At 65.8% G+C, this 24,568-nt stretch carries 25 protein-coding genes; 16 read left to right on the forward strand and 9 right to left on the reverse strand.

Annotation, left to right across the window (positions count from 1 at the left end; translation table 11 throughout):
• Window positions 1-74 precede the first annotated feature (74 nt).
• Genes flgH through flgF form a run of 4 tightly spaced genes read right to left on the reverse strand, consistent with a single transcriptional unit; the run spans window position 75 to window position 3,556 of the window.
• Window positions 75-836, reverse strand: coding sequence for a flagellar basal body L-ring protein FlgH (gene flgH, locus QA649_RS17675; RefSeq protein WP_283025309.1), 762 nt, complete (start codon window positions 834-836; stop codon window positions 75-77).
• A gap of 3 nt (window positions 837-839) precedes the next feature.
• Entirely contained in the window at window positions 840-1,979 is a 1,140-nt protein-coding gene (gene flgA / locus QA649_RS17680) for a flagellar basal body P-ring formation chaperone FlgA (protein ID WP_283025310.1), read from the reverse strand.
• 10 nt (window positions 1,980-1,989) lie between these two features.
• Window positions 1,990-2,778, reverse strand: coding sequence for a flagellar basal-body rod protein FlgG (gene flgG, locus QA649_RS17685; RefSeq protein WP_283025311.1), 789 nt, complete (start codon window positions 2,776-2,778; stop codon window positions 1,990-1,992).
• Window positions 2,779-2,794: 16 nt separating this feature from the next.
• On the reverse strand, window positions 2,795-3,556 hold the full coding sequence (flgF, locus tag QA649_RS17690) for a flagellar basal-body rod protein FlgF (RefSeq protein WP_018642816.1): 762 nt from the start codon (window positions 3,554-3,556) through the stop codon (window positions 2,795-2,797).
• 385 nt (window positions 3,557-3,941) lie between these two features.
• Between flgF and fliL the strand changes: the two genes are divergently transcribed.
• From fliL to QA649_RS17720, 6 genes are all read left to right on the forward strand, one after another.
• Window positions 3,942-4,442, forward strand: a complete 501-nt coding sequence (fliL, locus tag QA649_RS17695; protein WP_283025312.1) for a flagellar basal body-associated protein FliL — start codon at window positions 3,942-3,944, stop codon at window positions 4,440-4,442.
• Window positions 4,443-4,472: 30 nt separating this feature from the next.
• Window positions 4,473-5,675 (forward strand): flagellar motor switch protein FliM, encoded by a 1,203-nt coding sequence (gene fliM / locus QA649_RS17700; protein WP_283025313.1) that lies wholly within the window; start codon window positions 4,473-4,475, stop codon window positions 5,673-5,675.
• Complete coding sequence (locus tag QA649_RS17705) at window positions 5,672-6,118, forward strand: DUF6468 domain-containing protein (protein ID WP_018642813.1); 447 nt, start codon at window positions 5,672-5,674, stop codon at window positions 6,116-6,118. Before fliM ends, QA649_RS17705 begins: the two co-directional genes overlap by 4 nt.
• Before the next feature lie 9 nt (window positions 6,119-6,127).
• Window positions 6,128-6,889 carry a flagellar protein FlbB gene (locus QA649_RS17710; protein WP_283025314.1) on the forward strand — a complete coding sequence of 254 codons (762 nt, stop codon included), beginning with the start codon at window positions 6,128-6,130 and terminating at the stop codon, window positions 6,887-6,889.
• A gap of 103 nt (window positions 6,890-6,992) precedes the next feature.
• On the forward strand, window positions 6,993-10,700 hold the full coding sequence (locus tag QA649_RS17715) for a tetratricopeptide repeat protein (protein WP_283025315.1): 3,708 nt from the start codon (window positions 6,993-6,995) through the stop codon (window positions 10,698-10,700).
• 81 nt (window positions 10,701-10,781) lie between these two features.
• Complete coding sequence (locus QA649_RS17720; RefSeq protein WP_283025316.1) at window positions 10,782-11,018, forward strand: hypothetical protein; 237 nt, start codon at window positions 10,782-10,784, stop codon at window positions 11,016-11,018.
• Between the two features lie 219 nt (window positions 11,019-11,237).
• Here QA649_RS17720 and fliP read toward each other — a convergent pair whose 3' ends face one another.
• Entirely contained in the window at window positions 11,238-12,002 is a 765-nt protein-coding gene (gene fliP, locus QA649_RS17725; RefSeq protein WP_283025317.1) for a flagellar type III secretion system pore protein FliP, read from the reverse strand.
• The gene (locus tag QA649_RS17730) at window positions 11,999-12,973 is read right to left on the reverse strand and encodes a flagellar biosynthetic protein FliO (protein WP_283025318.1); all 975 of its coding nucleotides are present in this window, start codon (window positions 12,971-12,973) and stop codon (window positions 11,999-12,001) included. Before QA649_RS17730 ends, fliP begins: the two co-directional genes overlap by 4 nt.
• Before the next feature lie 347 nt (window positions 12,974-13,320).
• On the opposite strand from QA649_RS17730, the gene flgB reads away from it, so the two are divergent.
• The 10 genes from flgB (at window position 13,321) to QA649_RS17780 (ending at window position 22,712) form a co-directional block, all read left to right on the forward strand.
• Entirely contained in the window at window positions 13,321-13,725 is a 405-nt protein-coding gene (gene flgB / locus QA649_RS17735) for a flagellar basal body rod protein FlgB (RefSeq protein ID WP_212343004.1), read from the forward strand.
• Window positions 13,726-13,764: 39 nt separating this feature from the next.
• Window positions 13,765-14,190 (forward strand): flagellar basal body rod protein FlgC, encoded by a 426-nt coding sequence (flgC, locus tag QA649_RS17740; RefSeq protein ID WP_026311961.1) that lies wholly within the window; start codon window positions 13,765-13,767, stop codon window positions 14,188-14,190.
• Window positions 14,191-14,206: 16 nt separating this feature from the next.
• Complete coding sequence (gene fliE / locus QA649_RS17745) at window positions 14,207-14,515, forward strand: flagellar hook-basal body complex protein FliE (RefSeq protein ID WP_283025319.1); 309 nt, start codon at window positions 14,207-14,209, stop codon at window positions 14,513-14,515.
• 174 nt (window positions 14,516-14,689) lie between these two features.
• Window positions 14,690-14,953 carry a flagellar biosynthesis protein FliQ gene (gene fliQ, locus QA649_RS17750; RefSeq protein WP_011088555.1) on the forward strand — a complete coding sequence of 88 codons (264 nt, stop codon included), beginning with the start codon at window positions 14,690-14,692 and terminating at the stop codon, window positions 14,951-14,953.
• Window positions 14,954-14,970: 17 nt separating this feature from the next.
• Window positions 14,971-15,741 carry a flagellar biosynthetic protein FliR gene (gene fliR, locus QA649_RS17755; protein ID WP_027560312.1) on the forward strand — a complete coding sequence of 257 codons (771 nt, stop codon included), beginning with the start codon at window positions 14,971-14,973 and terminating at the stop codon, window positions 15,739-15,741.
• 10 nt (window positions 15,742-15,751) lie between these two features.
• On the forward strand, window positions 15,752-16,831 hold the full coding sequence (flhB, locus tag QA649_RS17760) for a flagellar biosynthesis protein FlhB (RefSeq protein WP_283025320.1): 1,080 nt from the start codon (window positions 15,752-15,754) through the stop codon (window positions 16,829-16,831).
• Window positions 16,832-16,985: 154 nt separating this feature from the next.
• Window positions 16,986-19,574, forward strand: a complete 2,589-nt coding sequence (locus tag QA649_RS17765) for a cell cycle histidine kinase CckA (RefSeq protein ID WP_283025321.1) — start codon at window positions 16,986-16,988, stop codon at window positions 19,572-19,574.
• A 394-nt stretch (window positions 19,575-19,968) separates the two neighbouring features.
• A complete protein-coding gene (locus QA649_RS17770) occupies window positions 19,969-20,982 on the forward strand; it encodes a TIM44-like domain-containing protein (protein WP_283025322.1) in 1,014 nt (337 codons plus the stop codon).
• Between the two features lie 145 nt (window positions 20,983-21,127).
• Complete coding sequence (locus QA649_RS17775) at window positions 21,128-21,808, forward strand: lectin (protein WP_283025323.1); 681 nt, start codon at window positions 21,128-21,130, stop codon at window positions 21,806-21,808.
• A gap of 196 nt (window positions 21,809-22,004) precedes the next feature.
• On the forward strand, window positions 22,005-22,712 hold the full coding sequence (locus QA649_RS17780; RefSeq protein WP_283025324.1) for a glutathione S-transferase: 708 nt from the start codon (window positions 22,005-22,007) through the stop codon (window positions 22,710-22,712).
• 43 nt (window positions 22,713-22,755) lie between these two features.
• Here QA649_RS17780 and QA649_RS17785 read toward each other — a convergent pair whose 3' ends face one another.
• From QA649_RS17785 to QA649_RS17795, 3 genes are all read right to left on the reverse strand, one after another.
• The gene (locus QA649_RS17785) at window positions 22,756-23,430 is read right to left on the reverse strand and encodes an isoprenylcysteine carboxylmethyltransferase family protein (RefSeq protein ID WP_283025325.1); all 675 of its coding nucleotides are present in this window, start codon (window positions 23,428-23,430) and stop codon (window positions 22,756-22,758) included.
• 117 nt (window positions 23,431-23,547) lie between these two features.
• Complete coding sequence (locus QA649_RS17790; protein WP_283025326.1) at window positions 23,548-23,721, reverse strand: hypothetical protein; 174 nt, start codon at window positions 23,719-23,721, stop codon at window positions 23,548-23,550.
• Between the two features lie 311 nt (window positions 23,722-24,032).
• Window positions 24,033-24,506, reverse strand: a complete 474-nt coding sequence (locus tag QA649_RS17795; protein WP_283025327.1) for a hypothetical protein — start codon at window positions 24,504-24,506, stop codon at window positions 24,033-24,035.
• Between the last annotated feature and the right edge of the window lie 62 nt (window positions 24,507-24,568).

Consider the following 24,568-nt stretch of genomic DNA (forward strand, 5'->3'; position numbering starts at 1 on the left):
AGCTACCGGAGGCCGCGTAGTACACCGTCGTTCGCGCCTAGGTTCGCGAACACGATGTGGGAGCTCTTGAAGGCTTAGAAGGGCAGTAGCACGTCCATGACCTGCTGGCCGTAGCGCGGCTGCTGCACGTCCATGATCTGGCCGCGGCCGCCATAGGCGATGCGGGCCTGCGCGATCTTGCTGGAATCGATGGTGTTGTCGCTCTGGATGTCTTCGGGGCGGACGATGCCGGCGACCACGAGCTCGCGGATCTCGTAGTTGACGCGGATCTCCTGCTTGCCTTCGACCACGAGATTGCCGTTCGGCAGCACCTGGGTGACGACCGCGGCGACATTGGTCTGCAACGCTTCCGTGCGATTGACCGAGCCCTTGCCATCGCTGGAGGCGGTGGCGTCGGCGGTGAGGATGCGGCCGGGCAGGATCTTGTTGGCCTGCGTGATGGTCTTCGCGCCGATGAAGTCGGTAATGCCGGAATCTTCCTTGTTGGTGCGGCTGCGCTGGGTCTCGTTGGAGAGGTTGGCCTTGTCTGTGATGTTCACGGTCACGGTCAGGAGGTCGCCGACATGGGTGGCGCGCTGGTCCTTGAAGAAGGCGCGGCTGCCGTTGCGCCACAGCGAGTTCGGATTGTACGAGGCGACCTCCGGCTTCGGCATCGGCATCTGCACCGGCTTGTAGCCGGGCTGCGTCGTCGGATTGTCGATCGCGGACAATTTCGGCTGCTCGCCGATCTGCGACAGGCGGTCGATCGAGGAGCAGCCACCCAGCGCACAGGAGGCCAGCAGCAAGGCAGAGATCGCGATGCGACGAAGACGGGAAGCCGAACTGAACGAGGACATGACTTACTCTGACTTGGCTGGAGCTTGCGAGATGCGGGCTTGCGGGATCTGGGCTTGGGCGACCTGGGCTGGCGAGGCGGGGGCCTGGACCAGGTTACGAATGAGGGCTGCAGTGTCGACCGGCGCGGGCGCTTCATCGCGCTTGAGCGAGGAGGTCTGCTCGACCGCGGGCGCCACCGGCGCGGACTGGCTGGCACCCTGCACGGTGACTTGGCCGCGGCCGGTGACGACCCCGGTCAGCGTGCGCTTGGATTGCAGGTTGAGCACGGAGACGGTGTCGCCCTCGGCACCGCTCTCGATCGCCTTGCCGCGCGTGGTGAGGTAGAGGCCGGGCACCTGGTAGATGATGGTGACGCTCTGGTCGCGCTGCACGAAGTCCGGCTTGACGATGTCGGCGACGCGGATCGGCGTGCCCGCCCGCATCGGCCGGCGCAGCTGCATGCCGATGGTGCGATCGCGCGAGGCAGGCTCGCCGGTGACCTCGGCCTTGGGCCGGCGCTCCAGGGAGATGTCCGAGGCTTTCAGCATGTCGGAGCGGTCGATGTCGCGGGTCAGCACGGCGACTTCCACGGTCTCGATCGCGGTGCCGGTGAAGCGCAGCTTGGTCGGCGTCGGGTTGTTGTCGTTGTTGATCTCGAAGGCGATGTCGAAACGGCCGCTGCGCGCGTCGAAGCGGGTTGCGACCGGCAGCAGCGCGCCGGTGTTGGAGGCGTCCAGCCGCATGTCGGAGACGCCGCGGTCGAAGGTGACGGTGATGTTGGCGGCATCGCCAAGGCCGAAGCGGCGCTCGAGCGCGAACGCCACCGCGTTTTCGAGGTCCCTGTTGGCGAGCGTGCGGGCGAGGCGGGTGACCTGGACTTCCCTGATGTCGCCGGTCATCACGCCGATCACCTGCTTGGCGCGCAACACCGACAGGACTTGCGCGACCGGCAGCGCACCGGTGGTGCCGAGATCTGGCGAGCGGTAGACCGGGATCAGCGCGGCCGAACCGGCATTGTCGATGAGGTCGCCGACCCGAACCACGTCCGAGGTCACGGTGACGTTCGCGCGCAACGTCGGCGCGGCGATGCCGTCGTCGGCGGCCTGTGCCGGCAGGGCCAGCAGCAGGAGCGCGGAGATCGTGGCGATTGTGGTCCGGATCATCGTCATCACCTCAGCGGAACAGCGCCGTGGTCGATTGCATCATCTGGTCGGCAGCGCTGATGACCTTGGCGTTCATCTCGTAGGCGCGCTGGGCGGCGATCAGGTCGCTCATCTCCGAGACGACGTCGACATTGGCCTGCTCGAGGCTTCCCTGCGTGACCTTGCCGTAGCCCTCGGTGTTGGCGGTGCCGTCCTGCGGCGGGCCCGAGGACGGCGTCTCGGTGAACTGGTTGCTGCCGACCGGCTGCAGGCCCGCCTTGTTGATGAAGCGGGTCACGTTGATCGTGCCGATGATCGAGGAGGTCGACGAGCCCGGCAACGTGACCGAGACCTGGCCCTGCTCGTTCACGGCGATGCCCGAGGCGTTGTTCGGGATGGTGATGGTCGGCTGCACCGGGTTGCCTTGCGCGGTGACGACGCGGCCCTGATTGTCCATCTGGAAGGTGCCGTCGCGGGTGTACTGGTAGGTGCCGTCGGGCATCAGGATCTTGAAGAAGCCTTCGCCCGAAATCGCGAGGTCGAGGTCGTTGCCGGTCTGCGACAGCGTACCTTGCGTCATGCTGCGCGGCGTGCCGACGGTCTTGACGCCGCCGCCGATGTCGACGCCGACGGGCACGATGGTGCCCTGGTCCGAGGCCTGCGCGCCGACGCGGCGCACGTGCTCGTAGATCAGGTCCTGGAACGCCGCGGTCTGCTTCTTGAAGCCGGTGGTGCGGAGGTTGGCGATGTTGTTGGAGATCACCTGAACGTTGAGTTCCTGTGCCGCCATTCCGGTCGCTGCGGTGTGAAGCGCCTGCATGTCAGTTCTCCCTCAATCAGGCCGGGACGTCGGCGAGCTTCTCAATCGCCGATTTGTGGAGGTCGCTCTGCTGCTGCAGCAGGTTGGCGATGGCGGTGTAGCTGCGCATGACTTCGACCATGCGGGTCATCTCGCCGACCGAGTTCACGTTCGACTTCTCGATGTAGCCCTGCTGCACGGTCGACTTGGTGTCGGCCTGCTGGTTCGCCGACCCCGCACTGTAGAGGTTGGTGCCGAGCTTGGTCAGCTTGGCCGGATCGTCGAACGAGACCATGCGGATCTTGCCGCGGATCGAGTCCGTCTTGGCGGTCCCTTCGAGCACGGTGACGGTGCCGTCGGGGGCGACGTTGATGTCGTGGTCGGTCGGCTGGAAGGTGATCGGGCCGCCGGTGCCGAGCACGAGGTTGCCGTCGGAGGTGACGAGCTGGCCGGTGCTGTTGAGCGTGAACTTGCCGTCGCGGGTGTAGCGCTCGGCGCCGTTGGCCTGCACGGCGAAAAAGGCGTTGCCGCTGATCGCCATGTCGAGCGGGTTGTTGGTCGGCTCCATCGGCCCCTGGCCGACGTCGCGGAAGGTGCCGCGGTCCTGCACATAGGAGACCCGGCGGTCGGAGCCGATGAAATTGTCCTCACGCGCGTTCGAGTTGAGGTACTCCTCGAACAGCGAATGGTCGGCCTTGAAGCCGTTGGTGTTGGCATTGGCGACGTTGTTGGCGACGACATCCATCTGCCGTTCCAACGTCATCTGCCGTGACAAGCCGATCAGAAGCGCGTTCTGCATCGGAAGATCTCCCCTGAGTGGGATCTGCCACCTCGCTCTCCCAAGCGCCTCGGCCGACCCCGTGAACGACACCGTCGGGTTCTCCCAAACCCTTCGGTCTCGGCCCTCTCTCAGCGAAAGCCGTGCCAACCTGAAAATGTATGTAATTTCAATTATTTGAAGATTTTTCGAGGGTGCGGGAAGGCGGCAGAAAGGTTCTGTTAGCCATGCTTGCCCGGCAGATTTTTCCTAGCTGGGGCCCAATCGAAAGAAACCGTTAACCATTATTACCGTAGCGTTTGCGGGCAAGAGGAGCGCATTGCGCTGGGACATTCGTATCGCGTCACTGTCTGCCAGGGGGCTTCGCTCTTTCGATTCCTTTAAGAGATGAGCGAGCCCGGCGACCATGGCAGAGAATGAAGCGGAAGGCGGCGCAGCCGCTGAAGGCGCCGAAGCCACTCCCCCGAAGAACAAGCTCAAGCTCATCATCATGGCTGTCGGCCTGCTCGCCGTCCTCGGCGGCGGTGCGGCGACCTGGTTCTTCTTCTTCCGTCACGGCGACGACGAGCATCACGCCGAGGCGGCGCCCCCGCCGAAGCCGCCGGCTTTCGTCGACGTGCCCGACATCATGGTCAACCTCGCCGGCGCGCCCGGCGAGCGCGTGCAATATCTGAAGCTGAAGATTGTGCTGGAGCTGAAGGAAGAGAAGCAGATCGAGGCGATCAAGCCGACCATGCCGCGCGTCACCGACATCTTCCAGACCTATGTCCGCGAGCTGCGCTCCTCCGACCTCAACGGCTCCGCCGGCATCTTCCGCCTCAAGGAAGAGCTGACCAAGCGCGTCAACGCGGCGGTCGCGCCGATCCAGGTCAGCGCGGTGCTGTTCAAGGAAGTCGTGATCCAGTGATGATGCTGCGGAAGGTGACGGGCTAGCGTCATGGCCGGCAACGAGCAAATGGACCAGGATGCGATTGCCGCCCAATGGGAGGCGTCGCTCGATTCCGAGGATCCCGCGGAGGCCGCGAAGGCCGCTGCCGAAAACGAGCTGTCGGAGACCATGGCCCTGCAATGGGCGGCCATGGTCGAGGACGGCAGCCGCGATCTCGGCAGCGGCAAGAATTCCGGCGAGCGGGTGCTGTCGCAGGAGGAGATCGACAATCTCCTCGGCTTCACCGTCGGTGACGTCACGCTCGACGACCACTCCGGCATTCGCGCGATCATCGATTCGGCGATGGTCTCCTACGAGCGTCTGCCGATGCTCGAAATCGTCTTCGACCGCCTGGTGCGGCTGTTGACGACCTCCTTGCGCAATTTCACCTCCGACAACGTCGAAGTCTCGCTCGACCGCATCACCTCGGTGCGCTTCGGCGACTACATGAACTCGATCCCGCTGCCCGCCGTGCTCTCGGTGTTCAAGGCCGAAGAGTGGGAAAACTTCGGCATGGCGACGGTCGATTCCAACCTGATCTACTCGATGATCGACGTGCTGCTCGGCGGCCGCCGCGGCACCAGCCAGCTCCGCATCGAGGGCCGGCCCTACACCACGATCGAGACCGAGCTGGTCAAGCGCCTGGTCGAGGTGGTGCTGGCCGATGCCGAGCAGGCGTTCCGGCCGCTGTCGCCCGTGACCTTCACGATCGACCGGCTTGAGACCAATCCGCGCTTCGCCGCGATCAGCCGTCCCGCCAACGCCGCGATCCTGGTGCGCCTGCGCATCGACATGGAAGACCGCGGCGGCAATATCGAGCTGCTGCTGCCTTACGCGACCATCGAACCCATCAGGGGCGTGCTGCTCCAGATGTTCATGGGCGAAAAGTTCGGCCGCGACCCGATCTGGGAGGGCCATTTCGCCACCGAGATCAACCAGGCCGAGATCGCCGTCGATGCCGTGCTCTACGAGGCCGATATTCCGCTCAAGCAGCTGATGCGGCTGAAGGTCGGCGACACGCTGCCGCTCGACATGCGCGCCGATGCCAACGTGACCGTGCGCTGCGGCGACGTCACGCTGACCGAGGGGCGGATGGGCCGGGTCGGCGACCGTGTCGCGATCCGCGTGACGAAACCCCTGCGCAAGCCAAGTACGACACTTGCGATGTTCGAGAAGGTGGACGAGCAGAACAAGATGATGGAGGCCCCATGAACCACTCCCTGGGAATGGCGATCGAGACGCTGGTGGCTATCTTGCTGATGCTCACGATCGGCTACTGTATCCTGCTGAACAAGCGCCTGACGCGGCTGAAGGCGGACGAGCATTCGCTGAAGGCGGTCATCGCCGAGCTGATCACCGCGACCGAGATCGCCGAGCGCGCGATCGGCGGGCTGAAGCTCGCCGTGCGGGACGTCAACGAGAACCTCGGCAGCCAGCTCGCGGCGGCGACCCAGATGTCGGACCAGCTCTACAAGCAGCTCGGCGAAGCCGACAACGTGGTGCGGCGCCTGTCCAAGATCGCAATCGCCGCGCGGCCCGTGACCAATCCGGAAACGGTATCCGCGCCCGTAGCCAAGCCGTCGTCGGCGAAGGCGGTGGCGGCTGCAGCCGAAGCCTTCTCTGAGCGCCGTCGATCCAACGGCCTTGCCGCATGAAGACAGGGTATGAAGTCCTTTCGTAACATCCGCGTCATTCCGGTCGTCCTGGTCGCCGTCGCAGGTCTCGCCACGCTCAAGGTCGCGGGCCTCATGATCAATGGCGGCTATGTCTTCGACTACCAGCCGAAACAGGTCAAAAAGTCCTGGGCGCAGGAGAATCTGAACTTCCCGACCGGTCGCGAGGACCCTGACATCACCGGCTCGACCCATGGCGCTCCGAAGGAGGCGCCGAAGCCCGCCGCGCCCGAGACCAAGCCCGAAGGCACCGTGGTGAAGGTGGAGGAAGGCCAGCCGCAGGTCTCGGCCTCGGAACGCGCGATCCTCGAGCGACTGCAGGCGCGCCGCCAGGAGATCGAGGCCCGCCAGCGCGAGATCGACATCCGCGAAAGCCTGCTCAAATCCGCCGAGAAGCGCATCGAGAACAAGGTCGAGGAGATGAAGGCGGTGGAAACCCGCATCTCCGCGACCCAGGCCGAGCAGAAGGCCGCCGAAGCCCAGCGCATGAAGGGCCTCGTCACCATGTATGAGGGCATGAAGCCGAAGGACGCCGCGCGGGTGTTCGACCGGCTGGAGATGGGCGTGCTGATCGAGATCGCCTCGGCGATCGCGCCGCGAAAGATGTCGGACATCCTCGGATTGATGTCGCCGGAGGCCGCCGAGCGGCTCACGGTCGAGATGGCCCGCCGCGCCAATGGCGGCGGCGATCAATCCGCCTCGGCTGGCGACCTGCCCAAGATCGACGGCAAGCCGACGCAAAAGCCGAATTGAGGGCTCATACTTAAGAAGTCCTTAATTGGCAAAACCTACATTCGAGGGCATGGGCCGGCACCAGTTGCCGGCGTGAACCGCCGAACCGGAAGAAATGCCGCAAATGGCGCGAGAGGCTGCCGCTGGATTTGTGTCGCGAGCCCGCGCCTTGGTGCGGGGATTGTCGCGTCATGCCCGCAAGGCGCCGGTGCTGGCAGCCTGCTTGCTGATCGGCCTCACGGTGCCAGCCGGAGCCGCCGATCCGATCCGCGGCGAGGCGAGTTTTTCGGCCGGCGGCGGCTTTGCCCGTCTTGTCATCAAGCTCGGCGAGGATGTTCCGTCCGAGGTGACGACGGCCGGCTCCATCCTCATCATCCGCTTCGACCGTCCCGTCGACGTTCCCGTCGACCGCGTTCCGGAAGGCGCGCCCGACTACGTCAACTCCGCCCGCCGCGACCCCGACGGCGGCGCCATCCGTCTGTCGCTGGCGCGACGCGTCACCGTCAACACCATGAATGCCGGCGAGCGCACCTTCGTCGACCTGCTGCCGGAGGGCTGGAAGGGGCCGCCGCCGAGCCTGCCCATGGACGTGGTCAAGGAACTTGCCGAGCGCGCGCGTCTCGCCGAACGTGCCTTGCGCGCCCAGCGCGCCGCGGCCGAGACCAAGAAGCGACCGCAGATCCGTGTCCGCGCCTCGGTGCAGCCGACCTTCGTGCGCTTCGTGTTCGAGATGCCCGACGGCGTCGGCGTGTCCTCCGTGCTCAACGAGCAGAAGCTCACGCTGATGTTCAACGCCAACCTCAATTTCGACCTCGCGGACGCCGTCGTCGCCGCGCCGCCGAACGTCGCCTCGATCAAGCAGAAGGCCGACATCGACCAGACCAGTGTCGAGATCGCGCTGATCGGCGATTCCGACGTGCACTCCTTCCGCGACGACAAGAACTACGTCGTCGACGTCTCCTTCCAGCCGGACAAGGGCAAGACGGCCATGACGCCGGAGGCGGCGATCGCGCAGGCCAAGCCCGCGGGCCATGCACCGGCGCCTGCGCCGGAAAAGCCGGCTGCCGAGAAGCCGAAGGAGGTTCGCCGCGAGATTACGCCGCCGACATCGGAGACGATCGCGCGCGACGCCAAGATCGAAGTGAAGCCGGAAGTGCCCGCCGCGATGCCGGTCGCCGAAGCACCGAAGCCGGCGCCGGCTCCCGCGACCGAGGCTGCGCACGCCGCGGAAGCGCCCAAGGAGGTGGCGAGGCCAGCGCCTGTTGCCGAAGCTCCGGCTGCGCCTGCCGTTCCCGCAATGGCCGAGGCGCCCAAAGAGCTCGTGAAGGAAGTGGCGAAGGAGCCGGTCAAGGAAGCCGCCAAGGCCGAGGCGCCGACGCCGCAGCCCGCTGTCGCCAGCGTCGATGCGCGCCGCGACAGCGATGGCCTTCGCGTCACGTTCCCGCTGCAGGTTTCGACCGCTGCGGCGGCGTTCCGCCGCGGCGATACCATCTGGCTGGTGTTCGACACGCCGAAGCCGATCGACGTCGAGGCGATCCGCACCAAGGGCGGCGCGATGATCGGCGAGGTCGGACGCGTGCCACTCGACAAGGGACAGGCGGTGCGCATCCGTCTCACCCGGCCGCTGGTCTACTCGCTGACGAGCGAGGAGGTCGGCAAGGAGACCAACTGGCTGCTGACCCTCGCCGACAAGATCCAGGCAACGCCGCTGCCGCTGATGATGTCGCGCAACATCACCGATCCCGCACTCGCCAACATCGCGATCCCCTTTGCCAACCCGGGCCAGCTGCACAAGCTGACCGATCCCGACGCCGGCGACACGCTCTACATCGTCACCGCGCAGCGGCCGGTGCGCGGCTTCATCAAGCGGCAGGACCTCGTCGATCTCTCGCTGCTGGAGTCCGCGCACGGCATCGCGATCCGGCCGAACTCCGACGACATCGGCGTCGAGGTCGGCTCCGACAAGGTCATCCTCGGCAAGAAGGGTGGGCTGACGCTGTCGCCGGTCGACATCTCCGCCGAGCGCGCGCCGACCGCAGTGCGCCCGATCTTCAGCCCGGAAGGCTGGCGCAAGGGGCAGTCGGAGAATTTCTGGACGCGGCAGAGCGATCTGGTCATGGCGATCTCCGCGGTCGATCCCGCACAGCGCTCGCTGCCGCGGCTCGACCTCGCGCAGTTCTACATGTCCCGCGCGATGTATCATGAAGCCAAGGCCGTGACCGAATTGATGCTGGCCGATCCGCTCAACAAGGAGGAGAGCGGTGCGCTGATCATGCACGCGATCGCGAGCATCCTGATCGGCCGGCCGGCGCAAGGCCTGAAGGACCTCGCCAATCCTGTAATCGGCAACAGCCATGACTCCCTGCTGTGGAAGGCGCTCGCTTATGCGCGTCAGGGCAAATGGGCGGACGCGCGCGAGAAGTTCAAGAACGTCGAATTCGCCATCGCCTCGCTGCCGCTCGACATCCAGCGCATCGTGACCATGGACGCGATGCGGGCTTCGCTCGAAGTGAAGGACTATGCCGGCGCCTCGAAGCGCCGCAGCGAGCTCGAGGTCGTCGGCGTCTCGCCGGAGGCGGCACCCGGCTTTGCGGTGTTGCGCGGCCGGCTCGCCGAGGCGCTCGGCCACGACAAGGATGCGCTCGACGACTACAAATTCGCGGTCGCCTCGAGCGATCGTCTGGCTGCGGCAGAGGCCAAGCAGCTCGAGGTCGCGCTGCGTCAGAAGCGCGACGAGATCGGCAAGGAAGACGCGCTGCGCGAGCTCGAGACGCTGTCGATGACCTGGCGCGGCGATGCGATCGAGGTCAAGACGCTGCAGATGCTGTCGCAGCTGTATGCCGCGAACGGGCGCTATCGTGACGCGCTCACGGCGGCGCGCACCGCGACAAGGCTGCAGCCGAACGCCGAAGCTTCGCGCCAGGCACAGGACCTCGCCTCCGAGCTGTTCACGCAGATCTTCTTGGGTCCCAAGGGCGACGAGCTGCCGGTGGTCGAAGCGCTCGGCATGTTCTACGAGTTTCGCGAGCTGACGCCGATCGGCCGTCGCGGCGACGAGCTGATCCGGCGTCTCGCCGACCGTCTCGCCTCGATCGATCTGCTCGACCAGGCCGCCGAGCTCCTGCAATACCAGGTCGACCACCGCCTCGAAGGCGCCGCCCGCGCCCAGGTTGCCGCGCGCCTGTCGATGATCTATCTCGCCAACCGCAGGCCGGACAAGGCGATCTCGGCGTTGCGCGCAAGCCGCATCAGCGATCTCTCCGGCGAGCTCAGGCAGCAGCGCCTGCTGCTCGAAGCGCGCGCGCAGAGCGACGTCGGCCGTCACGATCTCGCGCTCGACATCGTCTCCAACGTCTCCGGGCGCGAGGTGCTCCGCCTGCGCTCCGACATCTTCTGGGCGGCGCGGCGCTGGCGCGAGTCCGCCGAGCAGATCGAGCTGTACTACGGCGAGCGTTTCCGCGACTTCAAGCCGCTCAACGCGGTGGAGAAGAGCGACATCATCCGCGCCGCCGTCGGCTACGCGCTCGCCGATGACTCGATCGGCCTGTCGCGCTTCCGCGAGAAATACGCGCCGTTGATGAGCGAGAGCGCCGACCGTCTCGCCTTCGACATCGCCAGCAAGCCGGCCGCGGCCTCCAGCGCCGAATTCGCCGAGATCGCCAAGCTCGCCGCCAGCGTCGACACGCTCGACGGCTTCCTGCGCGAGATGAAGCAGCGCTTCCCCGACGCCACGGCCCGCGCGCCGGCCTCGCCGCAGGCCAGGGACGAGAGCGACCACACCGGCTCGCTGCCCACGATCCCCGCCGTGCGGCAGATCAAGATGACGCGCTAGGAACCCTGCTACCTCTGGACCTCTCGACAGCTGTCGCGCGAGGCGGCAACCTGCACGTCTTCATGCCGGGAGAGGGACGATATGAGCAAGCCTACCAAGACCGAAGCCGAACTCATCGCCATGGCGCGGGCCGAATTGAAGGCCCATGTCGATGGCCCGGACGGCTTCGCCATCTCCATCGTTCGTGACGGCGACAGCTGGGAGTTCCGTGCCGACGCCGATCAGGCGACGCGGGACCGGCCCGGCTTCCCCGAAAGCGTCGCCATGCTGGTCCAGATCGGCGACCATCTCAGCAAGCAGTATGATGTGAAGGGGTAGGGGACCGCCCGGCCTCTGCCTGCGTCTTGCTGCGCGAAGCGCGGCCCGACCCTTCGCCGCATTCTCCGTCATTGCGAGCGTAGCGAAGCAATCCAGAGTCTTTCCGTTGAGGCAGTCTGGATTGCTTCGTCGCAAGAGCTCCTCGCAATGACGAGGAGAGGCCGGAGGCTATCGCTGAGGACGGGAAGATGCGTCGCTGATTGTTCCTGCAAAACCAGGCTACCCGCCCCCGTAACTCTGCACCAAACTCCCCGCCACCAGCGACCAGCCGTCGACCAGCACGAAGAAGATCAGCTTGAACGGCAGCGAGATCGTCGCCGGCGGCAGCATCATCATGCCCATCGACATCAAGACAGAGGCGACGACGAGGTCGATGATCAGGAAGGGCAGGAACAAGAGGAAGCCGATCTCGAAGGCGCGCTTGAGCTCTGAGATCATGAAGGCGGGAACGAGGATGCGCAGGGCGAGGTCGTCGGGGGTGGCGGGCGGCGGCTCGCCGGAGAGGTCGAGGAACAGCTTGAGGTCCTTCTCGCGCACGTTCTTCTGCATGAAGCCGCGCAAGGGGACGGAGGCGCGCTGGAGCGCGTCCTCGACGCTGACCTGGTTGGCGACGAGCGGACGGATGCCCTCGTCGTAGGATTTTTGCAGTACCGGCCCCATCACGAAGAAGGTGAGGAACATCGCGAGCGCAATGATCACCGAGTTCGGCGGCGCGGTCGCCGTACCCATCGCGGTGCGGAGCAGCGACAGCACGACCACGATGCGCGTGAACGACGTCATCATGATCAGGATCGACGGCGCGATCGACAGCACCGTGAGCAGCGCGATCAGCTGGATCGCGCGCTCGGTAACGCCGCCGCCGCCGGCACCGCCGCCGCCGAGATTGATGCTGATGTCCTGCGCATGCGCAGGCATCGCGAGCGAAGCCGCGCCGATCAGGACAGAAAGAAAAAGAACTCTACGCGGGAGGGCCGGCAGCCTCACGAAGACGGCTTCGGACGGCCGAGCAGGGAGGCCATCTCGTCTTCGAGATTTTCAAAACTGGTCTTCTCCGCGGCGGGCTTCGGCGGCGGGGCCGGGGGTGCCGGCGGCTCGCCGCGCGCCACGCGCGCCGGAGCGGCTGGCGGCTCCGGCGCAACCGGGGGCGCGACCGTTTCGCCGGCCGGGCGGCGCAAGGCAGCCTCTAACCGCTGCGCCATTTCGGCAAGATTCTGCTCGGCGCTCGAGGGCGCAGCGGCAGCGGGTGCCGGCGGCGGAACGGGCGCGGCCTGCGGCACCGGCGGAGGCGGCGGCGCGGCTGCGCGCTCGGCGCGCACCGGCGGGACCTTCACCGGCTCGCTCTGGCGCGGCGGACGCGGCATCAGCGGCGGCTCGCTGCGGGCAATGCGCGGCGGAAGCGGTTCTGGCCGCGGCTCGCGCTCGGGACGCGGCGCCATCGGCTCCGGCGGAAAGCCGGGCAGGGCCGGCTCGCCACGGCGTTCGGCCAAAGCGGGTGCGGGCCGGCGCACTTCGTCGGCGAAGGGCGGCCGCGCGGGCCGCGGCGGCGGCTCGGGCATCTGCGGTTCGGGATGATCGAGCAGCTCGGGCCGTGGCGCTTCGTCGGCCCAGGCGCCGGCATCGGGCATGGGGGCGAGGCGCGGCGGTTCGGCGGCGTTGGCGCGCTGCGGGAGCTGGTCACGGCCGGGCGCGGCGCGCACGATGTTGGGCTCGACGACGATGTCGGTCGGGCCGCCGATCATCAGGAGATGCTCGACATTGTCGCGCCGGACCAGCACCAGGCGGCGCCGGCCATCGACCGCGGCAGCATCGATCACGGCGAGCCGGGGCATGCGGCCGCGCTGGGTGTTGGCGCCGATCCGGTTGCCGGCGAATCGGCGAACCAGCCATGCAGCGACGCCGATCAACGCCAGAACGACGATGAACGCGACGATGAAGGTGATAGGGCTGCCTTGCATACTTGTCCCCGACAAATGGCGCTTTTCTCGCGCCCGTGGTCAGCTGCGCCAACCACCGGCGTACGATGCCCCAAACTGCGATCTCTTAACGTTCCACGGCAAGTTTTGCCGTCCCCAACTCTTAATAACCTATGAATCGCTCGATCCAAAACGACTTCTTGGCCCGTGTGTGGGCCGCCAAGCGGTTGGGTTAATGCCGCTTTTTGATGCGTAGAATCACGGGATCGCAAGGTCGTGTCCCGCCCCGGAACATGTCCCGGCGGCATCCTTAACCACCTGTTAACCATACAGGCGGCAAATTCTGCCTAGCTTCGGACACAAGTCCGACGGCGGAAGGAGCCGCAACGATGTCCATCAACGACCTCCCGGTGCTGTCGGCGCTTCGCACCAAGATGCAATGGCATCAGGAGCGCCAGCGCGTCCTGTCCGAGAACGTCTCCAACTCCGATACGCCCAAATTCCGGCCGCGCGACCTGGTCGAGCCGAAGCTCGACAAATCAGGCGCCGTCACGGGCTCGATGGGCCCGCTGGCGATGACCGTCACCAGCGCCTCGCACATGAAGCCGTCAGGCGCGGCCTCCGGATTCGACCAGAACAAGAACGCGGGCTTCGAGACCCGCCCCGCGGGCAATGCCGTCAATCTCGAGGAGGAGATGATGAAGGCGGCCAGCAACCAGATGGACTACGCGGCGGCGACCTCGCTCTATTCCAAGAGCCTGCATCTGCTCAAGACCGCGATCGGCAAGGGCTAGGTCATGATCCGGGAACAGCAGAACTAGCGGAGGCAGATGATGGCGAATGACAGCAGCGACTTTGCCCGCTCGATGGCGATCGCGACCTCCGGCCTGCGCGCGCAGGCCGGACGCATGCGGGTGATCTCGGAAAACATCGCGAACGCGGATTCGACCTCGCAGACCGCGGGCGGCGATCCCTACCGGCGTAAGGTTCCGACCTTTTCCTCCGCGCTCGACCGCACCCTCGATGCGCAGGTCGTCACCCTCGGCAAGATCAAGCCTGACCAGTCCGCCTTCCGTGTCAGATACGAGCCGAACAATCCGGCGGCGGACGCAACCGGCAACGTCAAATTTCCCAACGTGAACTCGGTGGTCGAGATGACCGACATGCGCGATGCGCAGCGGTCCTACGAGGCCAATCTCAACATCATCAGTGCGACGCGCCGGATGATCCAGCGCACGCTCGACATCCTCAAGAGCTGAACAGGACATTTGAGCCATGGCATCACCGACAATCGCCGCGAACGCCTATGCCAACCTTGCCCGGGTGCTGGAGAACGGCGGTACCGGCAAGGGCAGCGAAGCGAGCGGGCAATCCTTCGCCTCGCTGCTGAAAGACGCCGTCGGCAGCGTCATGGAATCCGGCCGCAAGTCCGACGCGCAGACGGTGGCGATGGCCGCCGGCAAGGCCAACGTGATGGACGTGGTGACGGCAGTCGCCGACACCGACGTCGCCGTCTCCACGCTGGTGTCGGTCCGCGACCGCGTGATCGCCGCGTATGAAGACATCATGAAGATGCCGATCTGATTTTTCGCGCTGGCGCTCGCCCCAGGCGTCATTGCGAGCGCAGCGAAGCAATCCAGAATCTTTCCGCGACGGCAGTCTGGATTGCTTCGCTTCGCTCGCAATGACGAGGGGATAGGTCTTCGCATTGCTCGGAACAGCGGTGAGGAGGCGTAAATTGAATAAAGGAATTCTGCAATGACCGGACCTGAGACCCTCGACGTCGCGCGCGATGCGATCTGGACCATCGTGATCGTGTCCTCGCCGCTGATGGTGGTCGGCCTCGTGGTCGGCGTGATCGTGTCGCTGTTCCAGGCACTGACGCAGATCCAGGAGCAGACGCTGATCTACGTCCCGAAGATCCTGGCCATCTTCGCCACGATGCTACTAGCATTACCGTTCATGGCCGACTCGCTCCACGCCCACATGCTGCGGATCTCGTCGCGAATCATCGGCGGCTGAGGCACAATGCGGCCGCTATGCGCATCGACGTCTCGCTGCTGCCGGCGCTCGCCGCGTCCTTCATGCTCGCCTTCGCCCGGGTCGGTGCGATGGTGATGCTGCTGCCCGGTCTCGGCGAGACCAACATCCCGACGCGGATCAAGCTGTCGATCGCGCTGCTGCTGACGCTGATCATCCTGCCGCTGCATCGCAACGCCTACCACGTCGACATGGGGTCGCTGGCGCCGCTGCTGGTGCTGATGCTGCATGAGATCGTGATCGGCATCGTGCTGGGCGCGACCGCGCGCGTAACGCTGTCCGCGTTGCAGGTCGCGGGATCCGTGATCGCGCAGCAGATGGGACTCGGCTTCGTCACTTCGGTCGATCCGACGCAGGGACAGCAGGGCGTGCTGGTCGGCAACTTCCTGACCATGCTGGGAGTGACGCTGCTGTTCGCCACCGACAGCCATCACCTCGTCATCGCTGCGCTGAACGACAGCTACTCGATCTTCTCGCCGGGCGAGACGGTGTCGAGCGGGGATGTCGCTTCGCTCGCGACGCGAGCCTTCGCCGCCGCGTTCCGGCTCGGCCTGCAGCTCTCGGGGCCGTTTCTGGTGTTCGGCCTCGTCTTCAACATCGGATTGGGCGTGCTGGCGCGGCTGATGCCGCAGATGCAGGTCTATTTCGTCGGCGTGCCGCTGTCGATCTTCGCGGGCTTCCTGGTGCTCGCCGTGGTGCTCACCGCGATGATGGGCACCTATCTCGACTACTTCATCGGTGTGATGCACCAGATGATGCCGCTCAAGTAACGAGGGATCGATGGCGGAAGACAACGATCCAGAAAGTCAAACAGAAGACCCGACACAAAAGCGTCTCGACGATGCGCTCGAACGTGGCGACGTCGCCAAAAGCCAGGAGATCAACACCTGGTTCATGATCGCCGGCGGCACGCTGGTGGTCTCGACCTTCTCGGGCTCGGTCGGCAGCGGGCTGGTGACGCCGATGCGCAACCTGCTCGCCAATTCCTGGATGATCAAGACCGACGGCGGGAACCTGCTCAAGCTGATGCAGCAGATCGAGGTCGCCGTGCTCGCGGCGGTCGGCGTTCCCTTGCTGATGCTGGTGCTGGCGGCGATCGCCGGCAACATGCTGCAGCACCGCCTGGTCTGGTCGGCCGAATCCCTGAAACCCAAATTCAGCAAGCTCTCGCCCGGCGCCGGCTTCAAGCGCATCTTCGGCAAGCAGGCGGCGGCGAACTTCCTCAAGGGCCTCGGCAAGCTGATCGTGCTTGGCGTGGTCATGACCATGATCCTGTGGCCGGAACGGCATCGCATGGAGGCGATGGTCAGGCTCGACCCGGCCGCCATGCTCGGCGCCACCACCAGCATGACCGTCCACCTGCTCGGCGCGGTGGTCGCGGCGCTCGCGATCGTCGCGATCGCCGATTACTTCTTCCAGTACCGCAGCTGGTTCCAGCGGCAGAAGATGTCGCTCCAGGAGATCAAGGAAGAGTTCAAGCAGTCCGAAGGCGACCCCCACATCAAGGGCAAGATCAGGCAACTCCGGCAGCAGCGCGCCAAGAAGCGCATGATGGCGGCGGTTCCCAAGGCCTCGGTGATCATCACCAACCCGACCCACTATTCGGTGGCGCTGTCCTACGAGCGCGGCATGTCGGCGCCGATCTGCGTCGCCAAGGGCGTCGACAATCTCGCCTTCAAGATCCGGGAGATCGCGCGCGAGCACGACATCCCGATCGTCGAGAACGTGCCGCTCGCCCGTGCGCTCTATGCCACCGTCGACATCGACCAGGAAATCCCGACCGAGCACTACCATGCGGTCGCCGAGGTCATCGGCTACGTCATGCGGCTGAAACAGGGTTTCCGCGCCGGGCGCGGCTAAAACCCCCGAAAAGTACCGGAAATGGCTGTAATCTGGGAATCAGCGTACCTTTCGACCCTGCTGCCCTTGCGCCTGCGGGGCCTGATGAGGCAGGGAAGGCCCTGCGCGCGCGGCAGCGCGTTGATTCTCTGCCAACAGGCTGCGCCAGCTCGAGATGACTGCTGAGACCGACCACGACCTCACACGCGAGCCCGTTGCGGCGAACGAGCCGTCGCCGCGCTCGGGCAGCATTGCGCTGGTGCTGCTGGTGGCCGCCGGCCTCGTCGCGGTCGCCGTCGGGCTGATGACGCTCGGCCGCGCGCAGGCGCAGCCCTATATCCTCGGCATCCTCGCCGTGCTGGCCATGGTCGGGCTGTTCAATCTGTTCGCCTTTGCCGCCGGCATCATCCGCTTCGCCGACCGAAATCTCGATGATCCCATCATCGGCCGCATCTCCGATCACGCCTTCGACGGCCTCGCCGTGACCGATGCGCGCGGACACGTGGTCTATTCCAACGCGGCCTATCTGACGCTGACCGGCGCGAGCGGCCCGCAGGACGTGCGCCCCGTGGAGCGCGTCTTCATCGGCAACCCCGACGTCTCCGAAGCCGTGTTCCGCCTGCTCAAGGCCGCCCGCGAGGGCAAGCGCCAGCAGGAGGAGGTGCGCATCTCCGGGCAGGACGGCAGCCAGGGCCGCTGGCTGCGCATGCGCGTGCGCCCGCTCGGCACCGGCAAGCGCGAGGCGAAATACGCGGTGTGGTCGATCGCCGACATCACCCGCGACCGCGAGCGCCAGGAGGACGTGTTCCAGGAGCTTCAGCACGCCATCGAATATCTCGACCACGCGCCGTGCGGCTTCTTCTCGGTCAATCCGGCTGGCGAGCTCGCCTATGTCAACGCGACGCTGGCGAACTGGCTCGACTATGACCTGGCTGAGATTGGCTCGGGCGGCTTGAAACTCACCGACATCGTTTCCGGCGACGGCGCCTCGCTCTTGACGGCGATCGTGGCGGTGCCGGGCGAGGTGAAGACCGAGGTCTTCGATATCGACCTGCGTATGCGGACCGGCAAGACCATGCCGGTGCGGCTCTATCACAAGCTTGCCTTCGGCGCCGACGGCGCGCCGGGACCGTCGCGCACCCTCGTCATCAGCCGCGCCCGCGACGAGCGCAGCGATCCTGACCGGGCCGCCGAAGTGCGCTTCATGCGCTTCTTCGACCATACTCCGATGGCGATCGCGACCGTCGACCGCGCCGGCAACGTCGTGCGTGCCAATGCGCGCTATGCCAAGCTCGGGCAGGCGCTCGGGCTCGACAGTGCCTCGAAGTCGATCTTCCGCGCGGTCAATTCGCGCGATCGTCATCTGCTGATCACGGCCATCAACCAGGCCGCCGAAGGCCAGGCCGACGTCGCGCCGGTCGAGGTGGCGCTGGAAGGGACCAAGGAGCGCTGGGGCCAGTTCTTCGTCACGCCGGTGGATGCGGCCGAGAACGAGGCGGAAGCCGCCATCGTGCACATGCTCGAGACCACCGAGCGGCGCGCGCTGGAGAACCAGATCAACCAGTCCCAGAAGATGGAGACGGTGGGCCAGCTCGCCGGCGGCATCGCCCACGACTTCAACAACGTGCTCTCCGCCATCATGATGGCGAACGACTTCCTGCTGAACGCGCACAAGCCGACCGATCCGTCGTTCCAGGACATCATGCAGATCAAGCAGAACGCGACGCGCGCGGCGACCCTGGTGCGGCAGCTGCTGGCGTTCTCGCGGCGGCAGACGCTGCGGCCGCAGGTGCTCGATCTCGGCGATGCCTTGAGCGATCTCACCATGCTGCTGCGCCGGCTGATCGGCGAGAAGGTCAAGCTCGACCTGATCCACGGCCGCGACCTCTGGCCGGTGAAGGTCGACGTCTCCCAGTTCGAGCAGGTCATCGTCAACCTCGCGGTCAACGCGCGCGACGCCATGGCCGACGGCGGCAAGCTGATCATCCGCACGGCCAACGTCACGACCGAGGATGCGGGCAAGCTCGCCTACAAGGGCATGCCGGCCGCGGACTATGTCCGCATCGAGGTCGCCGACACCGGCACCGGCATTCCCGCCGACATCCGCGACAAGATCTTCGAGCCGTTCTTCTCGACCAAGGAGGTCGGCAAGGGCACCGGCCTCGGCCTCTCCACCGTCTACGGCATCGTCAAGCAGACCGGCGGCTTCATTTACGTCGATTCCGAGCCGGGGCAGGGCACCTCGTTCCACATCTTCCTTCCGCGCCATCACGCCGAGCCGGAGGTGCAGGTCGAGCAGCCCGCGGCCGCGGCCAGCGCGACCAATGGCGCCGCGAAGGAAGCTGCTCCCGCCGCGCCGGCAGAGGCCAAGCCCCGCACCGATCTCACCGGACAGGGCACGATCCTTCTCGTCGAGGACGAGGAAGGCCTGCGCGCGCTCAACGCCCGGGGCCTGCGCTCGCGCGGCTACACCGTGGTCGAGGCCGAGAACGGCGTCGAGGCGATGGAGGTGCTGGAGGAGCAAAGCGGCGCGATCGATCTCGTCGTCTCCGACGTCGTGATGCCGGAGATGGACGGCCCGACGCTGCTGAAGGCGATGCGGGAAAAGAACCCCGACATCAAGTTCATCTTCGTTTCCGGCTACGCCGAGGACGCCTTCGAGAAGAGTCTGCCCGAAGGCCAGCAGTTCGACTTCCTGCCAAAGCCGTTCACCCTCAGCCAGCTCGTGGCCGCGGTGAAGGAGACGATGACGAAGCAGGGGTAAACGTCGTGCCCGTGCACAGGCGCCCAACTATCTCCACCGTCGTCCTGGCGAAAGCCAGGACCCATACCGCGTGATCTCGCGTTCGCGCACGTCGCCAATCCCGAACGACCAGTCTTCGCCAAACCGCCTCTTGGGGTAATGGGTCCTGGCTTTCGCCAGGACGACATCGGGCTTCGTCGCAATGGCTCCTCGAAATGAGAAGGACGCGAGGAAAATGCGGAATTCACCTCGTAAACCCGCCGGTAACCGGCGACCACGGTTCCCCCGGCGCACCCGGCCAAACCCCCGTCAAATATGGGCTTTTGCCACATCCCCGCGACTGAGGGCCGCAGCCATCGGTCCCGAAACCGGCTTCACTTTTCGGGAAGTCTGCCCATCTTAGGGGCACGTCCCCATGCCGGGGATTTGGGAAACGCACATGACTTTCTCGCAACGATCCCGCTCTCTCTTCAAGACGATCGCCGTCGTGCTGGCGCTTGCGCTGCCGACCGCGCTGGCGATCTCGTCCGCCGACGCGCGCGTCGGTGGCGGCATGTCGTCGGGTTCGCGCGGCTCGCGCACCTATTCGGCTCCGCCGTCGACCACGACCGCGCCGGGCTCGACCTCGCAGTTCAACCGCACCTACACCCAGCCGGGCGCAGGCATGAATTCGGCTGCAGCTGCGCCCGCGCGCGGCGGCCTGTTCGGCCGCGCCGGCGGCTTCATGGGCGGCCTTGCGGCCGGCTTCCTCGGCGCAGGCCTGCTCGGCATGCTGTTCGGCGGCGGCCTGTTCGGCGGCCTCGGTGGCCTGTCGTCGATCCTCGGCCTGATCATCCAGATCGTGCTCGTGGTGTTCGTGGTGCGGCTCGCGATGTCCTGGTGGCAGCGCCGCCACTCGCCACAGGCGGCCTATGCCAATGCTGACGCAGGTAATGGCCAGGGTCCGCAGACCAACTATCGCAGCGGCCTCGGTGGCGGACTTGGCGGTGGCCTTGGTGGCTTCGGCTTCGGCGCCAACAACGCGCCGCTCGAGATCAAGCCGGATGACTACGAGGCGTTCGAGCGTCTGCTCGGCGAGATCCAGACCGCCTGGTCGAACGAGGACGTGGCCAAGCTGCACACGCTCGCGACGCCGGAAATGGTCTCCTATTTCGAGCAGGACCTTAATCAGAACCGCGCGCGCAACGTCGTCAACAAGACCAGCAACGTCAAGCTGTTGCAGGGCGACCTCGCGGAAGCCTGGCGCGAAGGCGAGACCGACTACGCCACGGTGGCGCTGCGCTTCGCGCTCACCGACAAGACGGTGGACCGCAACACCGGCGCGGTCGTCGCCGGCAGCGAGCAGCCGGGCGAGGTCACCGAGGTCTGGACCTTCGCTCGTCGCCCGAACGGCGGCTGGGAATTGTCGGCGATCCAGCAGGCCAATTGATCGCAGACGAGATGAGGAACCAGGGCGTCGTGCTTCGGCACGGCGCCCTTTTCTTTTGGGCGTCTCGCAGCGCGGCATCGGAATAAGCGGGCGTGCGTCGGGTTGAAAATCAGGCGGCCAACGAAAACACAACCGGGAGGACAAGATGATCCGTATCGAGAGATCCGTGGCGATTTCAGGGCTCGCGCTCACGCTGGCCTTGCTCGCAGCGCCATCCGTGCACGCGCAGTCAGCCGACATGACGTTCTTCGTGACCTCCAGCGGCCCGGGCAAGGGAGCCGATCTCGGCGGCCTGGAGGGGGCCGATGCGCAATGCGCGAGGCTCGCGCAGACCGGCGGCGCCGGCCCCAAAACCTGGCGCGCTTATCTGTCGACGCAGGCTGCCGACGGCAAGCCGGCCGTCAACGCCCGCGACCGCATTGGCAAGGGACCGTGGCAGAACGCCAAGGGCGCGGTGATCGCAAAGGACGTTGCCGACCTGCACAGCGCGGCCAACAATCTCACCAAGCAGACCGCGCTCAGCGAGAAGGGGGAGGTTATCAACGGCGCCGGCGACACGCCGAACCGGCACGACATCCTCACGGGATCGCAGGCCGACGGCACCGCATTTGCCGCAGGCGACGACAAGACCTGCAAGAACTGGACGTCGAGCACGCAAGGCGCGGCGGTCGTCGGCCACGCCGATCGTAAGGGCCTGCGCGATGACGAGCCGTCGAAGTCCTGGAACAGCTCTCACCCCTCGCGCGGTCCGGACGGCGGCTGCTCGCAGGCCGATCTGAAGAGCACCGGCGGCGACGGCCTGCTGTATTGTTTCGCGGCGAATTGAGGGGCTGAGTTCTTTCCTTCGTCATTGCGAGGAGCTCTTGCGACGAAGCAATCCAGACTGTCTCCGCAGAGGCATTTCTGGATTGCTTCGCTACGCTCGCAATGACGGCGAATACCGCCGTTCCGTCCAACCCTGACGGAACCTTCGGCTGCATGCTAGATTGGTCCGGTTGCCCCCACGCTCACGGACCCCTCCCATGAAATACGAACTCTACTACTGGCCCGAGATCCAGGGCCGCGGCGAATATGTGCGGCTGGCATTGGAGGAGGCGGGTGCCGCTTACGTCGATGTCGCGCGCGCTGCGCGCGGCTCGGCTGCGATGATGAAGATGATGGAAGCGCAGAAGGGCACGCCGCCCTTTGCGCCGCCGTTCCTGAAAGCGGGCAAGCTCGTGATCGGCCAGACCGCCAATATCCTGCTCTATCTCGGCAGCCGCCACGGATTGGCGCCGAAGCCGGAAGCCGGCCGGCTCTGGGTGCACCAGCTCCAGCTCACCATCACCGACTTCGTGGTCGAGATTCACGACACCCACCATCCGCTCGGGCCTTCGATGTACTACGAGGACCAGAAGGCGCCGGCGAAGAAACGCACGGCCGATTTCTGGGACGAGCGCGTGCCGAAATATCTCGGCTATTTCGAGCAGCTTCTCGCCGGCAACGGCGGCGCCTACGTCACCGGTCGCCGGCTCACCTATGTCGACCTTTCGCTATTCCAGATCGTCGCCGGACTGCGCTACGCGTTTCCGAAGCGCATGAAAGCGTTCGAGACGGACATCCCGGGCCTCGTCGGCCTGCACGACCGCGTTGCCGCGCGCCCGAACATCAAGGCCTATCTCGACAGCGAACGCCGCATTCCGTTCAACGAGCAGGGCATCTTCCGCCGCTATCGCGAGCTGGACAATTAGTCGGTCCAGAAGACCTCCGCCTGTCGTACGGGCGTATGCGCACTCACCACACACCGGGCACCAGGCGATAGCGCACCCGCGCGGCATAATCGATGTAGCCCGGCAGGCCCTCGCGCAACGTGCGCTCCTCGATGCCGATGCGAACGACAAACAGCGCAAGGAACAGCGGCGCCATCGCCAGTCCCCACCACGAGCCCAGCAGCAGCGGCAGGCCGGCGAAGAACAGGATCATGCCGCTGTACATGGGATGACGCACATGCGCGTAGGGCCCGGTCGAGATCACGCGCTGCGCGCGCTCGGCTTGCAGCTTCACCACGGGCGCGGCGAACGAGTTCTCACGGAACACTGACATCGTGAACAGCATGCAGAGCACGAACAGCACGAAGCCGAGGACCTGCAGGGCAAGCGGCATGTCGGACCAAAGCCAACGCCGGTCGAGCCCCATCACGACCAGCCAGGCCAGCATCGCTGCAATGAGGGCGGTGACGAAGGCCTTGTCGGCCGGCGGCTGGTCCTTCTGGATGACCGGACGGAGGCGCTCCGCCAGCAGCGCCGGATCGAGCCGGTAGAGCCACCAGCCGCAGAGCGGACCGAGCAGGGCGGAGGTGATGAGGAACAGCCAGGCCGACGGCCAGTGCAGCGTGCCGGCGGACGCGAACAGCAGCGCGCCCATCGCGACGGTGAAGATCGTGTTCTGCAGCAGAAGGCGGACGATCATGCGCAGCTCTCAGACCCGAGCGCGCACGAGTGTGGTCCCGCTATCCGGCAAAGATGCGGCCGGACACGCGAAAAGCCCGATCGACCGGATCGGGCGTTTCATCTCTGGCAAAGCCGATCAGGCGAGCTGATCGATCCGCGTGCCCTGACCCGGCGGCAGCGGCGCGGGCGGCTGCGGCTTGTAGGTCGGATCAGTGTCCTTGGTCTTGGTCTGGTCGTCTTGCGGCTTGGTCGTGTCGTAGCTCGGCACCACGATCGCGATCGGCGGCGGCGCAACGGTGGAAACCTTCATCCACAAATCCTCACACATGGAAACAATTCAGCCTGCCCCGACAGGAGCGAAATTTCCTTCAAGGCAATCGTTAAAATGCGAGGGATTGGTGGGTGGGAGAGGCTGTTCTTGCGCCTCATCCGCGTGATGTGATGGCGACGCCGAGACCTCTCCCCGTCATTGCGAGGAGCAAAGCGACGAAGCAATCCAGACTGTCACCGCGGAGGGATTCTGGATTGCTTCGCTACGCTCGCAATGACGGAGTGTGTGGTGGCTGGTGTCGCGACACGTGCGCCGCCGTGTCCGCTGCAAGAGAGAAGGCGAAGTCCCTTCTACTCGTCCTTGCCGCGCGTGATCGCGATCGACGCATCTGTCTTAGTGCGGGTGCATTCCATGTTGAGCCGCCGGTAGCGCATGCTGATCTTGTCGCCGCGCAACAGGCCCATCCGTTTCAGGCAGCGCGTCGCGCCCGTCGTGGTGTCGTCCTTGGTCACGGTGAAGACGATCGCCGCCATCGATCCCACCAGCGCAAGGAATTCCGGCGTCGGCTTCCGATCGCCCTTGGCATAGAGCTCGATCGAATACTTGTCGCCGCGGCAACCCACCGACAGCTCCTTGGCGGCCGGGTGCGTCAGGTACACGATGTTGGCGGCCCGGAAATTCACCTTGAGGCGATCGATCTGGTTTGCCAGCTCCTTGGCGCTGTCGTCACAGCGATCGGCGCGCGCGGGCGAGGCGAGAGCCACAAGTCCGGTGATGGCGGCGGCGACCAGAATCGCGCCGCGGACGTTCAGTTTGAAAATCATGATGAAATGCCCCTGAGGGCGCGCATTCAACCTTCGTCGCGCGCGGAGCGCAAGGGTGCATC

The sequence above is a fragment of the Bradyrhizobium sp. CB1717 genome, from assembly GCF_029714325.1.
Classification (GTDB): Bacteria; Pseudomonadota; Alphaproteobacteria; order Rhizobiales; family Xanthobacteraceae; genus Bradyrhizobium.